Here is a 16616-nt window from a genome sequence, read left to right as displayed (position 1 = left end):
TCACCTGGCCGCTTCTGCTGCTTTGGGAGCAGACAACATATCGAGCCCACGTAGTAATATGGCAATGGCACTGGCGGCAGCACCCAGCCATGCGGTAAGGTTGTTGAATGCATCGCGCTGGGTGGTAAACAGGAATACACTCACGGCTACCACTACCAGTATGACGGGCAGCTGAAACCTGTTCCAGCTATGGCCAGGGTCCTGCCCTCCCCGGTCGATCATGATCTCGCGCTTTTCAATGCGCGTAAGTACAAACTGCCGGAAACTTTCATTCATGACACAATACCCGGTGGTGCTGCCATTGATATTCAGTATGCCCAGGGCATGCAGGTTTTCGGCCACATCCCTGTTTCGAAGATTGATGAGTCCATCGCAGGCAATGTCGTATAGCACCCACTGATCATGCCGGGTGAGGGATTGCCACAAAGAGAGAAAATAATAGTGCGCCAGCGTTTGCAATTTGAGGCTGAGGATATCAAATTGTTCTGCCATGATCTTTTCAACGGGCCGCCCGGCTTTCAGCTCCTGCCCTATCGTGTGTGTTATACCTTCCTGCATGGAGGAGATGATGGGTTGGTAGAGACTGTATAAAAAGTGGCTGTGCCGGCATTCTGCTTCAAAACGCCTGTTAATGCAATTGAATATTACTTCCGCATCGATTTCCCCGACTGTTGGAGGTGCTGGTGATGTAGCCGCTGGTGATGCAGCGGATGTTAATACTAAGGGCGGCGTTACAGCTTCCTTCCCTGGCCATTTGTAATAGAATACGGTGAAGTTGCTCATGATATTATACCAACGTCCGGAGATGTCTTCTCCGGGCTTATTGTCGGCGCTGTTGTCCTGTAGCACCATTTTATCGAAGTGGCTACCGGAAAATATGATCAGGCGTTTTTCGCCGAGTGTCAATAAGTATTCGAGGTATTCCAGCTTACGTTTCGATACTTTAAAGTCGTTCATACGATGGTCGAAATGCCTGACGAGGATGGTTTTTGTTGCCTCCGCCGGTTTGCCCAGTTGCTTACCGTCATTGCCATCTTTCATCAATTGGGAGAAATCATATTCGGCTACCTCCTGCTGCGCATCCAGGTAACGCAGGCAGCTGTCTTGTTTGGGAGGCGGATTGACGATTCCAATATCAGCCAGGCCGATCCGCGTTGCATCTCCCGCGCCTTTGCCAGGTGATGGTCTGGCTTTTCCATCCAGTATCTTCAGCTCCCGGATCGTGGCACTGTACTTTCCACTGTTAATCATTCCGATGATGAACATGCGGCCGGGATGCAATCCGGCATCCTGCTGCGCCGTAAAGGTTTCATCCACCAATTGCAGGGGAGACTCCCTCGTTTTATCGAAGAAGAAGGTATAATCGATCAGCGCATCCAGCAGCCAGCGGAGTACGCCCAGGAAGAAAAATATGACCGCTCCTATCAATAGTAATTGTATAAAGATGCGCTTGCCCGTTTGATCTCCAAATGTGCCCAGTACTGTTGATAGCCGCTTGGCGGCAAAGATGCGGGAGTCGCTGCGGGCAAAGGTGCCAGTCATATTCACATCCATCCAGAATTTCAACGTATCGAGCGCCTGTATATCCCAGGCAAACTTGCCTCCTGTAGTGTCTGACAGGTACTCAATTCTTTTGGCGTACGATGAAAAGGATGGTTTGATGACGTTGTATAGATTTCCGAATCGCGTGTTTTCTTTTTTGAGCCGGTCGGTGCGTTTTTCCCACGCAAGACTATCTGCCACATAGGTATAATGAACCGGAAAATGGTACGACAACCGGGGTATGGAATCCTGCTTGTAGAAATCAAATGGTTTGCGGTGCAGGAAATTGTTGACAAAATCGAGCTGCTGGTATTTGAGCACCAATTGCTGTTCTTCCCTGCATATGAGTGAAAAGAACAGTATTGCCGGTACGATGGCGGTGGCGGTGATAAAACCGTATACCGAGCAGTGATACCAAAACTCAAAGGAACGTTGGTGGGGTAACCGCTCGTTGCGCGGGGACTCTTTCGTTGTTTCGGTGGGCTGACCGGCTGATCCGGTTTGCTGACCAGTACTCACTTGTACTGCCCGTTCAATGAAATATATGGCAGCCAGCAATGCCAGCTGCGTAATCAGGAACCAGCCTATTCCTTTGTTGAGGTTGATGAGGAATATGCTACAGGATGCCAGGTATACCCCTGCCAGGATGCCCAGGGTGTATTTTTCGAGTTTGAGGAAATCGATGAAACTGGCATGCCACCCGCGATGCTGGCGGCTTTTTTTCCAGTCACTATAATTATAAGCGATGTAGGAATAGACTACCATGATGTAGGTTAAGCCGAGCGATACGCCCACCAGGTATAATCCATCTACGCCATTCTCGAACAAGATGAATAATAAGAGCCCCAGGGCCATGATCCCGAAGGTGATCGACACTTTCAGGTAAGCTTCGTACCGGTCCAGTTTGGGTTCGAGCCAGATAAAGAAAACGGCTTTGGAGATGGCTTTGATCTTCAGTATCCTGGCCGTGAGCACCAGCAGGAGGATCAGCGCCAGGTTGAGCAGTACCAGGATGGCTGTTGCGCTTACCATATCGAGGTCCTGGTTCCATAATATCTCCCGGTCGAAATAGGTAACGAGGTAATAGGGCATTCCCTGTATGGGCTGCACATAAAACCGGGTATTGGTTCCCGAGTACCCGGCATTAAAGAACCCGGTGGCGTTTGTGTTGAGCAGCGACTCCAGTTGCATATCCTCATTACATTCATGGAGCAGGTTTTCGTTGAGGCTACGGTTGAGGTCGTTGTGCACCAGCACATCTCCCTCTTCGTTTACCAGGCAAAATCCATAACCATATGGCAATACGGGGTTGAATAAGGACCGCAGCGGTGCGTTGAGGGATACTACTTTGGGGCGTGACAGGTCGCGTAATAATTGCTGTTTGAGTACAGTATCCTTCATGGGCGTTTGCTGTACCATCAATGGCAGGTGCGACCTTCTTGCGATGCTGACGAGCTTTTCGTCGGCCACCCAGGATTTGATGGCGGACAGGTAGTATTCGGTAGTATCCCGTCGAAACAGAGCCCCCTGCATGACTGCCTGGAAATAATCGCGGGTGAACACATTTACCTTATGGGGCACCATTTTCTTGTTGGTCCACCGGATGATCTGCTGCCCGGCGGAATCGGTCCAGATGAGGTGTTCAAAATAGGGATACTTTTTCCGGAGGTAGGCAGTTCTGTATGGATCCGTTTCGCCTCTTGAAATGCCGGTGCGCAACACCCTGTATTCTGAATCGGCGGGATTGTATTGATACAGATCGGGCCAGGCGGTTGGCTCTCCCGGCCTTGTACGTTCCTGTGCAAACCTGATCAGTTCTTTTTCGCCTTCGGTGATCTCATCAAGTGCATCGTTGACCTCTGTTAAAAAATTGGTTTGCATCTGGCCGGCCAGGTCCTGCATGGTTTGGTCGGAATGTGGTTTGAGGAAGGCCCAGTATACGTACAGGTTTACCAATATGATCGTAAGGATGGAGGCCAACAGGTGGATCGACATGTAGGAATTCAGCACATCGCGGGCGTTGAGGCGCTCGCTGCGGTTCATCAAAAAGATCCTGAGCAGGGGAAACATCAATACCACGATTACGATGCCGAATACCAGCCACATGATAAAGATGCCCATGATCTTCGTGCTGCGGGCATTGTATTCTTCGAGTGGCATGTACCCGCCGATCACAAAGTGATGGGTTCCCTGCACGGTGAAGGGCATGTGGAACAGCCGGTATTTTTTACCGCCTGTTTCTACCAATTCCACGATGCTGTATTCTGTGAGCTTTTCGCGGGTAACCGTATCTTTTATCTCCCGGCCTTTCCAGATGGCCGGGATCGTGTCGTGCGACATATTGAGCTCATCGAAAACAACGTGTTTGTCATACGCCAGAAAATAGTGATGGAACAGGTCTCTGCGCAGAAAGGGCTGTACAAATTCGGCCATCCGCGCTACTGCCTGGAGGGTATCATCGACGGTAAAAAAGATCTTCCATTGACCAGCCCTGGCTATCTTGACAGTTGGCGATTCTCCGCTGCCGGGATTTCTTTTGAGGAAGGTGAGTCCGTATTCTTTCTCCAGCAGCCCTGTATCGGGACTGTTCATAGTTTTTAACGAATCCATATCCCGGAGAAAGTGCTGGCTGTTCTGATCGGCGTATACGACGATCTTTGACCGGATGTTACTACCAATGCTTTGCAGGCCCCTGAACGACCTCGACAGGAGGTCTTCCCGGTTCCTTTGCATCACCACGCGCGTGTAGTAAAAGAAGGCTCCGCCCAAGAGGATGAGGGTAATGAAAGCTGGTGCATAGCGCCGGGTAAACTGCCCGAGGGCATTGCTGAGTTTTGCGCCGGAAATGGTAGGCATAGTCGTCCTGGTAAGTTTTGGTGAAACTATTTTACCAGGGCACGGAATTCAGTACAGGGGATACTTAAACGGCGGGAATTCTGTACTGTAATCTACTGATTATCCGGCTTAGGGGCAAGGGTATTATTACTTATGTAAAAGGGTTAAACCACCTGGGTGGTATTGTCGTGCGCTTTGATGAAATCACTCACCAGGTAGCTTACCAGCTTGCCGGTGGTTTCGTCTTTGCGGCCATCGGCCAGCTGTGCTGCTCCTTCGCATATGTGCAGGTAAGCTACATTGCTGTCGCTCCCGGTAAAGGCCAGGTACTGGCGGGCATGGAGCGGCAGTATGCCTGCGGGTGTCAGTGCACTGGACAGGGTTTTCTCGATGCAATCGAGATCGAGTTCGATGCCGGTGTAACCATCTTCCGTGAAAGTGGTAGCGTGGGCTACGGCCTGCATAAAGGTGCGCTTCTCGTGCACGAATATGTCTTCGTAGGTGATGAAATCCATGAACGGATTGTTCACGATATCGAGCCAAACATTTTGCGGCAGGTAGTTCTCGTGCAGTCCGATGATGCAATATTTCTGCAGGTATCCATCTTCTTCGGCATAGCGGAAGCCGTTGCCGCTATGGCGCCCTTCGGCCGGCCGGAAATCGGAATGGGCATCGAGGTTGATGCTGTTGATCTGCGCCAGGGGCAGGATGCCTGCTTTGTGCAATCCCTTGGCGGCGCCTTTAATGAGCGGGTAGGCATTGTTGTGCCCGCCACCAATGACGATAGGCACTTTTTTGAGGGCTGTTATGTGGCGGATGAGTTCTTCCACTTCATCATCGATGGTATTGACGGCATGGCGGTAGGCATCGATCTTTTCGTCGTAGCTCTGAGCATTTTGTTCGATGACGTATTTGAGATCGCCGAAATCGAAATGACCCATCAGCAAGATTTCATCACCCACCAGGAAGTCATTGCTCTGTATATTTAAGAATGCGGAGAGGAACGGTACCCAGATGGAATCGGTGCCCCCTACCCCATGATTGGCGCGTACGCCGATATCTTCGGGTATACCCAACATTATATAACGGGCGGTAGATTGCGCCAGCGATTCTTCCCAATGGGCTTTGTCGGCTATTACCTGGATGCTTTCGCCCAGCCTGGTTTCGAACCTTCGTAGCCTGGTAAGCGACAGTACATCCTGCTTATCGTATGTTTTGAAGTGCTTCATTCTTTTAAAGAGTATTTGAGATGATTTATGTTATGCAGCATCGGGCTGCAGCCTCTTTCTCGGTCTGAAGAAATCCAGGGGGTGGGAACGGAAGTATTTCCAGAGTATGCCCAGAAACTCCGGGTAGTCGCGCAGGTGAACGCCCCTCGACCGTACGGCTACAATGAATGCCAGTGCGAAACTGATCAGGAAGTTGAAGAAGCCGATGCCGAGTACGCCGACCATTACGACGGCCATATAACTGAAAGATACATGATTCCAGCCGACTCCATACAATCCGATGGAAGTATTGGCGGCGGCGATGGTGATGTGGCGGATATCGAATCCGATGCCGAACAGGTCGCCAAATGTGGTGGCCATGCCCAGGAAGAATCCGAGGGTAATATTGCCCGCCAGGCTGCCGGCATGGCTGTCGAGGTAACGGGCGATGCGCCCGAGGCGGTTGCGGGATATGTATTGCCGCAGGAAGGGGTGCTCCTCGATGCGGCGGCCAATGCGCCCGTAATTGATCTTATTTTGTACATACCCGGCAATGATGCCGCTGAGGAACAGGAAGACGCCGGTATTACAGGCATAGAGCAGTGAGAGGCTATGCCAGGGGTGCTGCCCTTCAATCATTTTCATGGCCGCCTCACCACTTACGAGAGGCTGTCCAAAGCAGAGATCATATAGCCAGGCCAACAGATAGGTGACGGGCCACACGATGATGAGGTTGCCGATAAAGGAGGCGATCTGACTGCGGGATACTTTCGACACCGTTACGGCGAGGTTGTACAGGTTCGGCGTATCATCGGCCTTGCGGGTATCGAGCGAGCTGGCTACTGCACTGGCAGTAAAGGCCGGCTGCTTGGTAGCGAGGGTGGTCTTTGTTTCTTCGATGGCTACAAAGCCGATACTATAATTGACGCTATACGTGAACCCGTGCCAGAAGGGCGCCATGTGTACTTTGCCCAGCAATACTTTTATGATGGCTACGAAGCAGACGATCAGGCCGCCGCCCATGGCGCTGAGGATCATTTGCCAGTATTCGAGCGGCGATGAGGTGATGTACTTATTGCCCTTCTTTGTTTTGTGCTCGGTGATCTGGTAGGCGAGGTAACCGGTGGTTTGTGACAGAAACTCCAGTATACTGTTCTTACGGTTTTCGTTGCGCACCACTTTCATGAACAGGGTGGCCAATCGCGCCGTATCCATGCGCTGGTCTACATCGACGGTATCGAGGAGCAGCTGCATACGGTCTAGCTTCTGCTCTATCTGGAAGAGTATATAAGTTTGGGAGAGACTGGCGCCTTTTTCGGCCGTCTGGTTGCGGATGTATTGCACTACCTCCAGGTCTTCTGCCAACACCTGGCGCAGCCGCTGAAGAACCAGCCGTATCTCATCGGGATGAGCGTCGTGGATGAGCAGCTCCTTCAATTCATACACGAGGTATTGTTGTACCGCAAAGGGATTGTCATCCTCCGGCTCTTTGAAGGGGGCACTTTTGATGATGGCATTTTCCCAACCCAGTTGCGCCACACCGGCCGATAATACCTGCATGGCCACCATGGCCTGGCGGGTGATGACAGGCTCGCGACCTTTTAGGTACACTCCCACTGCTTCGAAGAACTGTACCCAGCGGGCATGTCCTATCTCTTCTACCCAGAGATAATCCTGGTGTTTGTAAAAGATGCGATCGAGCAGGTATAGGAAATCATTGGTATCCTGCACGGGCGGCAGGAACTTATGTTTGAACCTGGCATACAACTCGCGCCCTACGCCTCTCGATACGGTTACCCCACTTTCGGTAAGCATGGGCAAGAGGTTGCTGTTGATGAGCTGCGCGAGAATGGCAGTGCGCAGCTCACCCACCACCTGGGGCTGCTGGTGCATAAAGGCCAATACCCTGCCGAAGTTCTGTATGGCTTCTTCGGGCTTACTTGTTTTGGGCCTTATGAGGTGAATAAAGGTGATGAGGTAATCGAGCGAATGTTCTCTGTCTTTGATAGAAACCTTTGGCCGCTGTTGCAGGAACCCGACCAATGGATCTACGTTCTTTTTCTTGCGGATCTTCATCGTGTGCTATACATGAATTTACAACATTTTACAACCAGGCTCCCTTTATCATTACTTTATCGACGAGGTTGGACCCGAATGCATAGGGCAAGTACGCTAACGATGGTATTGGTTTGGTTAGTATAAGATTGGCTTTTTTACCAATGGTGATGCTGCCGGTTTGATGGCCCAGCTCCATGGCATGAGCGCCGTTGAGGGTGGCTGCATTGATGGCTTCTTCGGGCAGCATTTTCATTTGTATACAGCTCATGGCCAGCATGAGGTTCATGTTGCCGCTGGGTGATGAACCCGGGTTGAAGTCGGTAGCGAGTGCTATGGCACAGCCCGCATCGATGAGGGCGCGGGCCGGTTGAAAGGGCATGCGCAGGAAGAAGGCGGCTGTCGGCAACAGGGTGCCGATGGTATTGGACTGGGCCAGGGTTTGTATGGCGTCTTCGTCCATGGTTTCGAGGTGATCGACACTGATGGCGCCGAGCTTCACCCCAACCTGGGTGCCACCAGAGAGGTTCAATTGGTTGGCATGGATCTTTGGTTTAAGTCCATGCTGCATGCCTGCCCGGCAAATGCGTTCCGTTTCTTCGGGCGAGAAGAATCCTTCTTCGCAAAACACATCGATATAATCGGCCAGGTTTTCGCGGGCGATGACGGGCAGCATATCATTGATGATGCTTTGTATATAGCCTTCGTGGTTTTCCTTGTATTCGACCGGGTAGGTATGTGCGCCCAGGAAGGTGGCTTTGATATCGAGGGCAGATCGTTGTTTCAATTTTTTGATCACGCGCAGCATCTTCAATTCGCCTTCTACCGTGAGGCCGTAGCCACTCTTGATCTCGATGGAGGCGGTGCCGAGGTGGCTGACCTCTTCGAGGCGTTTCCAGGCCTTGTTGAACAGGTCATCTTCAGAAGCGTCGTGGAGCTTGCGGGCCGAGTTGAGGATGCCGCCTCCTTTGGCCGCGATCTCCGCATAACTCATGCCTTTGATCTTGTATACAAACTCTTCTTCGCGGCTGGCAGCAAACACGAGGTGTGTATGACTATCGCACCAGGCGGGCAATACGCAGGCGCCGGCGGCATCGTGCACATAGGTGGTGACGGTATGGTGATGTGTTGTATCGAGGTCGTCCATGCTGCCAAAAGCAGCAATGGTATCGTCTTCGATCAGCAGCCAGGCATTGTGGATGACAGGCAACTGTGCCAATGCAACACCGCGTAACAAGGGACTTTGTTCACGTACGCCGACAAGTTGTTGTATGTTTTTGATCAGTAGTGAAGGCATGCCGTAAAGATAGGGAATGCCTTTACAAGAAATCTACTTTGTCGACCTTTCGGGCAATGCGGAATGCGGCATTGATGAGGCCCACGTGGCTATAGGTTTGCGGGAAGTTGCCCCATTGCGATCCATCCACATGCACATCCTCACTGAATATACCCAGGTGGTTGCTGAAGGATAATATCTTGTCGAGGTTGCGGATGGCATCATCGGTGCGGCCCACGCAGGCGAGCGCATCCACATACCAAAAGGCGCATACCAGGAAGGTGGTTTCGGGAAAGCCGAAATCGTCGTAGTGCTTGTACCTGTAGAACAGTCCATGATCGGCCAGCAGTTCCTTTTCGAGTGCCGCAATATGGTCTTTGGCGCGGGGAGAATGGTGATCGAGGTAATTCATGGTCACCATCGACAAGGTACTGGCATCGAGGTTGGGCGTGCCGATGGCCTGCGGATAGACCTTTCGCTCCTTATCGTAGGATTCTTCGAGCATTTTGTGGGCTGCGGCGGCCAGTTTCTGTGCCTGCTGCATAAGCGGCTGGTCGTTGAATACCGCGCCGATCTTGAAGGCCGCTTTGGCGCCTGCCCAATGGAATAGCAAGGTGTAGGTATGTACCTGTACCTGGTTGCGGAACTCCCACAATCCGGAATCGGGCAGGGTGAGCGTTCGCTCGATCTGGTTGAGCAGCCAGGGCACGATGGAGCGGTAATTGTATTTACGCATGAAGGTAATGCGCTGATCGGTGTAGAGGGGCAGCAGGCTCACCAATACCTGTCCGTACACATCATGCTGCACCTGTACGTAGGCTTTGTTGCCGATACGTACAGGACGGTTGCCGAGGTAACCTTTGAGATCAATGCTCAGCTCTTCCAGGTCCTTCTCTCCTGCTATCGAATACAATGGCTGTAAGGAATTGCCGGCATTGGCGAGTATGTTGTGTACGAAATCGAAATACTTTTCCAGTTCTTCGAAGTGACCGATCTGGTTAAAGGCGCGCAGGGTATAGTGTGCATCGCGGAACCAGCAGAAACGGTAATCCCAGTTGCGGGTGCTATCGTGAAACTCTGGCAGGCTCGTGGTACCCGATGCGATGATGCCACCGGTATCTTCATACTGGTGCAGTTTGAGCACGAGGGCCGAGCGGATGATCTCGTCCTGGTAGATATCCGGCAGGTAGCAGCTCTTGATCCATTGTTGCCAGTGGTGGATGGTCTTACGCAGGAACTCATCGCAGGTTTCCTTGAGCGGTGCTTCGAGCGGCTCGCCGTAGGTGAGCACGAGGTAGCGGTCCTGGTCGAGGATGAACGGCTGCTTGTTGAGGATATAGGTAAGCGATATATCGGTAGTGAGGCGTACCTGCTGGTTGAGGTTCATGTACCGGATATGGTTGCTGCCGGTGGTGGTTTCGGGCACCAGGTTGCCATAGTCGCCCCGCGGGTCGCAGGTGACCCGGATAGCCGGATCGCCCTGGATCAATTCTATCTTGCGGATGAGCATAAGCGGCCTGAACTGGCGTTCGTGGATGAACATGCGCGGTGCGCAATCCTTTACTACGAAACTGCCATCGGACGCGGTAAACTCGGTACACAAGACATTCGTATTGGGTATATAGTACTGCCGGACGGTGTACCCTTCTGCGGCTGGCAATATTGAAAAGTGGCCGCCTTTTTCTTCATCGAGCAGGGAACCGAACAGGAAACTGCTGTCGAAGCGTGGCAGGCACATCCACTTTACATCTGCTTTCAAATCTATGTAGGCCAGGTAGGAGCAATTACCTATGATGCCCATGTTGTATTTATGCACCGGCATATTCTCTTTCAGTTAAAGGTGTCAACAATTGCTCCAACAGTGGTAACACCTTTCTTTGAGAAAATACGGTGTACTGTGCAGCTGTTATTCCATTGCTTACTTTAATGCTGTAGGCCTTACTGCCCAGCGCTTTGAACATATCTTCATCGGTTGTATCATCTCCGATGCACAGGGTGAAATCGGGACTGAGGTCATTGACGATGCGCAGGGCCATTACCCCTTTATCGAATCCCGACATGCGCACTTCTATGACCTTGTTGCCATCTATTACCTGCAACATGGTATTTTGCACCATTTGCGAGAGGTTGTTGATCAACTCGCGTGAGCGGCTGAAGCCGAGATCGGCGGCGGTATTGCGGTAATGCCACGCGATGGTATTGTTCTTCTCTTCTACAAATGATCCCACACAGCGGCTTACGAATATTTGCATGATGGGCCTGATGACCTCTTTCCATTGATCGGAAGATGGTATAGCCTGCTGCCAGCTTTCGCCTTTCATTTTGTAACTGGCGCCATGCTCGGCTACTAGCGTGAGCGGCAGGTGGCCCAGCCATTTCTCGAGCACTTCTGCATCGCGGCCGCTGATGATGACCACGTGATTCCTTTCGTCGCTGCCGAGTTTGTACAGCAGTTCCTTTAACTCTTTGCTGGGTACAGCTTCCTGCGGCAGCCGCGCAAAGGATACGAGGGTGCCATCGTAATCGAGCAGGAGGCAACGTTTCTGCGCCTTCTGGTAATGCTGATGGATGCGTTTGTATATCTTTTCGTCGAGCAGTTTGGTCTGCATCTTTATTTGTTCTTTCCGCACACTCACCAGCTGGTCGAGGAAATCGTTGACCCATTTCACGACATCGTAATCGGCCAGCCTTTTTTGCATGAGGGCCATGCGGTTCTTTTGTTCGTGCGAAGGCATGTGCAATGCCTTTTCGATGGCATTGGATACATCGACCACATCGGTCGGATTGACCAGCAGTGCCTCATTCAACTCACTGGCGGCGCCGGCCAATTCGCTCAGGATAAGCACACCCCTCTGCGTTGAACAACTGGCTACATATTCTTTGGCCACGAGGTTCATGCCATCGCGCAGCGGTGTGATGAGGGCTATATCGGCCGCCTGGTACAGCGCACAGAGCTCATTAAATGGCAGGTGATTGTACCGGTAGATGACGGGCTGCCAGCTGATCGTCGAGAACTTACCATTGAGGGTGCCGATCTTTTCTTCGATCTGCTTTTTCCTTTCGAGATACGCTGGTATTTCATCCCGGGATGGAACTATATTGAGCACAAATACCAACTTCTCCTGCCAGACAGGATGTTGTTGCAAGAAGTATTCGAACCCATTGAGCCGGTCCATGAGCCCTTTGGTATAATCGAGCCGATCGACCGAAAAGATGATCTTCTTGTTCTCGAAATTGCGTTTAATGTCGTTGCGCAGGTCGAGCACGTCGGTATCGTAGGCGGCATTGTGGAAGCGTTTGTAATCGATACCGATGGGGAACAGATCGGCCTTGACCAGCCGGTCCTGGTACTGCATAGTATAGAAATAATTATCTACGCCCAGCAACATCTTTACGCTTTGCATAAAGTGTTGTACATAGTCGTGCGTATGAAACCCGATAAGATCGGCACCCAACAGGCCACGCAAGAGCGCTGTTTTCCACTCGGCGGGCATGAGGCGCAATATCTCGTACGACGGGAATGGTATGTGTAAAAAGAAGCCGATGTTGACTTCGGGTTGCACAGCCCGCAGCATTTCGGGCAACAGCATCAACTGGTAATCGTGGATCCACACGGTATCTCCGGGCTTCACCACTTCTGCGAGGCGGTTGGCGAATGCTTTGTTCACTTGTACAAAGGCGTCATAATAATTTGTTTGGTAGTCTACGAGGCTTGGGAAATAGTGGAATAAGGGCCATAACACGGAGTTGGCAAACCCGTTATAATAGTCCTTATAGACCGTTTTGTCGATGAACAGCGGGTATGCTGTGAAGTCGTATTTCTTTAGACGTGGCTCTACTTCGGCTGTCCAGTCTTCATTGGAGAAGTCGGCCACGCCCATCCACATCTTTGCTTCGAAATTACCGGTTGCAGCAGCGTCGCTTTCGAAGTAGCTTTTTATTGCAGAGACCAGCCCTCCGGAGCTCTGCCTTATCGTCACCTGCTCTCCATCCCGATCGACAGAAAACGGTAACCTGTTGGAAACAATGAATAGTCTACCCATGGTAAATATATTAGGGGTACGGATTATTTAAAATGATTACTAAATGGTTTTCAAAAAAGAGGCCAGTTTGGGTAATGCGTACCGCAAACGGGAAGGGAAGCTATCCAGCATGGTGTTATCTGGGTGGCCCTGTTGACTGACAACAGGCAATAGCCGGGGTATGAGTATATAATTCCCTGGTTGTAAATGTATAGGCGAGGTATTAGGCGGGTCTTATAACCACATTACAATTACATTAAAATGTGGAAGTTCCTGTACAAACGTTTTTGGCGGGACTATTGGTAAGGGGCTTAGCTTAAACAAGCTGCAAAAAAAACTGCCTGACAGGATAGCACATCCCGCAGGCAGTAGTGGTTCTTCAAAACTTATTTATCGAGTCGTTCTTTTATATCTAAACCATTTGCCGTGGCGGTTGTTTGCGCCAGTTCGTATCCTGCGTCGGCATGGCGAATAACGCCCATACCGGGATCATTACGCAATACACGGGCAAGGCGTGCTGCTGCTGCTGTTGTTCCATCGGCCACGATGACCATGCCGGCATGTATGCTATAGCCCATGCCTACTCCACCGCCATGATGCAGACTAACCCAGGAGGCTCCGCCTGCGGTGTTGACGAGTGCATTGAGCAAGGGCCAATCGGCCACTGCATCACTACCATCTTTCATAGCTTCGGTTTCGCGATTGGGTGAGGCTACGGACCCTGTGTCGAGGTGATCGCGGCCAATAACGATGGGTGCTTTTACTTTTCCGGTGCGCACGAGTTCGTTGAAGGCGAGCCCGGCTTTTTCTCGTTCTCCCTGTCCGAGCCAGCAGATGCGGGCCGGCAATCCCTGGAAGGCGATCTTTTCTTTAGCGAGCCGTAACCAACGTTGCAGCGATTGGTTTTCGGGGAACATGTCGCCGATCACCTGATCGGTGACAGCAATATCGGCCGGGTCGCCGCTGAGGGCTGCCCAGCGGAAGGGGCCTTTGCCTTCGCAGAAGAGCGGACGAATGTAAGCCGGTACGAAGCCCGGGAAGTCGAATGCATTTTGCAGTCCGCGCTCCTGTGCCCTTGCACGGATATTGTTGCCATAATCGAAGGTGATGGCGCCGCGTTTTTGCAATTCCAGCATGAGCTCTACGTGCACGCGCATGGAATCGTATGCGAGGTCGACGTATTGTTTGGGATCCTGCTCGCGTAACACTTTCGCTTGTTCGTAGCTGATCGTATGGGGCCAGTAGCCGATGAGGGGATCGTGGGCCGATGTTTGATCGGTAAGGGTATCGGGTACTACCTTGCGGGCGATGAGGCGTTCAAGCAGGGTAACAGCATTACACCAAACACCGATGGACAGTGCTTCACCTTTGTGTTTGGCCTCGAGGGCACGGTCGATCGCTTCGTCGATGTCGTCTATCAGCAGATCGAGGTATTTTGTTTCGAGGCGTTTTTCGGCGCGCCATTTTTCTACTTCGGCGATGAGGGCTACGCCTTCGTTCATGGTGATGGCAAGTGGCTGTGCTCCGCCCATGCCACCGAGGCCGGCGGTTACGTTCAATGTTCCTTTCAGTGTACCACCAAAATGTTTATTGGCAGCAGCCGCATAGGTTTCGTAGGTGCCTTGCACGATGCCCTGTGAGCCGATATAGATCCAGGAGCCGGCGGTCATTTGTCCATACATCATGAGGCCTTTCTTTTCGAGGGCGTCGAAATGCTCCCAGGTTGCCCAACGGGGAACGAGTTGGGAGTTGGACAATAATATGCGGGGTGAATCGGGATGCGTTTTCAGGATGCCTACGGGTTTACCGCTTTGGATGAGCAGGGTTTCATCGTCACCCAGGTCTTTAAGTCCTTTGATGATGAGGTCGAGTGCTTCGAAGTTGCGGGCTGCTTTTCCGCGACCGCCATATACGATGAGATCGTCGGGCCTTTCGGCCACCTGCGGATCGAGGTTGTTGAGCAACATACGCAGGGCTGCTTCCTGTACCCATCCTTTGCAGGTGAGTTGATTGCCCGTAGGTGTTTTATACTTTACGGGATCATAACGGCGAACAGTAGTATTTTCCATATGCATCGTTTTATGCGTTGATGTTTTTGTTTGGGACTTTATATGCCAAACGGTTCGTACCCTTTATTGAGTTCAACTCCGGCCAGGGAGGTGTAGGTATTCACGGCTTCAACAAAAGAGAAGTCGTGAATGATGGACCTGATCTTATTGATGTCTTCCGCGAATATCCTGTCTTCTTCGGCAAAGCTTACGATGCGGCGTACGTGTTCGTGTGCGAACTCGAGGATGGCGCTGCTTTTGGTGGGGTGACGGAACTCGATGGCCTGGCTGGCGCTGAGAAGCTCGATGGCCAGTATGTACTCGAGGTTGTCGAGCACCTGGTTGAGTTTGCGGCCGCTGATGCTGCCCATGCTTACGTGATCTTCCTGACCGAGTGACGTGGGTATGCTATCGGCGCTGGCGGGGAAGCACAATGTTTTGTTCTCGGTAACGAGGGCGGCGGTTGTGTACTGCGGAATCATGAATCCACTGTTGAGTCCTACATTCTTCATGAGCAGCATGGGGAGGCCCCATTTACCTTCGAGCAGCAGGTAACAGCGCCTGTCGGCGATATTGCCTATTTCTGCGGCGGCAAAGCAGGCATAGTCTAGCGGCAGGGCCAATGGCTGGCCGTGAAAATTGCCGCCGCTGATGGTATCGTTGGCACTCAGGATGATGGGATTATCGGTCACGGAGTTCAATTCAACTTCGGTGAGTTCCTTCAGGTGCAGCCAGGCATTGCGGGAGGCGCCGTGTACCTGTGGCATACAGCGCAGGGAATAGGGATCCTGCACGCGGCCGCAATCGACATGACTTTGCATGATCGCAGAGTCGTCCAACAACAGGCGTAGGCGTTGGGCTACGAGCTGGGTGCCGGCGAAGGGACGTAGCTGGTGTAATCGTGCATCGAAGGGAGCCTGGGTGCCAGTAAGGGCTTCGAGGCTCATGGCGCCGATGACGTCGGCTACCTCGAGGCAGTAGTGCATGCGTTGAACAGCTTTGACGGCAAAGGAAAGAATAAACTGGGTGCCGTTGATGAGGGCCAGTCCTTCTTTGGGACCGAGTTGTATGGGCTGCAGCTGGAACTGCTGCAATACTTCCTGCGACTTGTAGCGATGGCCGCGGTAGATCACTTCGCCCAGGCCGATGAGTGGCAGGCAGAGGTGTGCGAGTGGCGCCAGATCGCCGGAGGCGCCGACACTTCCCTTCTCCGGCACAATGGGTATTACATCATTTTCGATATGCCAGTTGATGCGCTCGAGGGTTTCGAGCTGTACGCCGGAGTATCCTTTGGCGAGGGCCTGCATCTTGGTGATCAGCATCAGCTTGGCGATCTCTGTGGGGATGGGCTCTCCTACCCCTACGCTATGGCTTTGTAATATTTTATGCTGCAGGATGCGGGTGTCTTCGTCGGATATTTTCGCATTGGCGAGGATACCAAAGCCGGTGGTGATGCCATATACGGTACGGTCGTCATCGACGATCTGCTGTACCTGTTGCTGGCTGCGAATGATGCGTTCGCGCGCCTCTTTGCTGATAACGCCCTTGATGGCGCCGCTGGCTATCGCCAGTGCTTTTCCGACAGTGAGCTGATCGATACCGTATTCAAATACTTTTTCGTTGGCCATAA

At 52.0% G+C, this 16616-nt stretch carries 8 protein-coding genes; all 8 read right to left on the bottom strand.

Annotated features, from left to right (window positions below; genetic code table 11):
* A complete protein-coding gene (locus tag P2H89_RS26730; RefSeq protein WP_275832868.1) occupies positions 1 to 4398 on the bottom strand; it encodes a hypothetical protein in 4398 nt (1465 codons plus the stop codon).
* A 143-nt stretch (positions 4399 to 4541) separates the two neighbouring features.
* A complete protein-coding gene (locus P2H89_RS26725) occupies positions 4542 to 5606 on the bottom strand; it encodes an arginase family protein (protein WP_275832866.1) in 1065 nt (354 codons plus the stop codon).
* Positions 5607 to 5636: 30 nt separating this feature from the next.
* A complete protein-coding gene (locus P2H89_RS26720) occupies positions 5637 to 7661 on the bottom strand; it encodes a site-specific recombinase (RefSeq protein WP_275832864.1) in 2025 nt (674 codons plus the stop codon).
* A gap of 28 nt (positions 7662 to 7689) precedes the next feature.
* On the bottom strand, positions 7690 to 8937 hold the full coding sequence (hutI, locus tag P2H89_RS26715) for an imidazolonepropionase (protein WP_275832862.1): 1248 nt from the start codon (positions 8935 to 8937) through the stop codon (positions 7690 to 7692).
* 22 nt (positions 8938 to 8959) lie between these two features.
* A complete protein-coding gene (locus P2H89_RS26710; RefSeq protein ID WP_275832860.1) occupies positions 8960 to 10738 on the bottom strand; it encodes a glycoside hydrolase family 15 protein in 1779 nt (592 codons plus the stop codon).
* Complete coding sequence (locus tag P2H89_RS26705) at positions 10725 to 12959, bottom strand: bifunctional alpha,alpha-trehalose-phosphate synthase (UDP-forming)/trehalose-phosphatase (RefSeq protein ID WP_275832858.1); 2235 nt, start codon at positions 12957 to 12959, stop codon at positions 10725 to 10727. Before P2H89_RS26705 ends, P2H89_RS26710 begins: the two co-directional genes overlap by 14 nt.
* 365 nt (positions 12960 to 13324) lie before the next feature.
* Positions 13325 to 15007, bottom strand: coding sequence for a urocanate hydratase (gene hutU, locus P2H89_RS26700; protein ID WP_275832856.1), 1683 nt, complete (start codon positions 15005 to 15007; stop codon positions 13325 to 13327).
* A gap of 38 nt (positions 15008 to 15045) precedes the next feature.
* Entirely contained in the window at positions 15046 to 16614 is a 1569-nt protein-coding gene (gene hutH / locus P2H89_RS26695; protein ID WP_275832854.1) for a histidine ammonia-lyase, read from the bottom strand.
* Positions 16615 to 16616 lie beyond the last annotated feature (2 nt).

The organism is Paraflavitalea sp. CAU 1676 (genome assembly GCF_029223285.1).
Lineage (GTDB): Bacteria > Bacteroidota > Bacteroidia > Chitinophagales > Chitinophagaceae > Paraflavitalea.
Note: the sequence above shows the minus strand (reverse complement) of the source record. Positions and strands in the feature narration are given on the sequence as shown.

What these genes read in the sequence shown, in the direction of transcription:
- P2H89_RS26730 (WP_275832868.1), bottom strand. Translation starts at nt 4,398, where the DNA reads ATGCCTACCATTTCCGGCGCAAAACTCAGCAATGCCCTCGGGCAGTTT.
- hutI (WP_275832862.1), bottom strand. Translation starts at nt 8,937, where the DNA reads ATGCCTTCACTACTGATCAAAAACATACAACAACTTGTCGGCGTACGT.
- P2H89_RS26705 (WP_275832858.1), bottom strand. Translation starts at nt 12,959, where the DNA reads ATGGGTAGACTATTCATTGTTTCCAACAGGTTACCGTTTTCTGTCGAT.
- P2H89_RS26720 (WP_275832864.1), bottom strand. Translation starts at nt 7,661, where the DNA reads ATGAAGATCCGCAAGAAAAAGAACGTAGATCCATTGGTCGGGTTCCTG.
- hutH (WP_275832854.1), bottom strand. Translation starts at nt 16,614, where the DNA reads ATGGCCAACGAAAAAGTATTTGAATACGGTATCGATCAGCTCACTGTC.
- P2H89_RS26710 (WP_275832860.1), bottom strand. Translation starts at nt 10,738, where the DNA reads ATGCCGGTGCATAAATACAACATGGGCATCATAGGTAATTGCTCCTAC.
- hutU (WP_275832856.1), bottom strand. Translation starts at nt 15,007, where the DNA reads ATGGAAAATACTACTGTTCGCCGTTATGATCCCGTAAAGTATAAAACA.
- P2H89_RS26725 (WP_275832866.1), bottom strand. Translation starts at nt 5,606, where the DNA reads ATGAAGCACTTCAAAACATACGATAAGCAGGATGTACTGTCGCTTACC.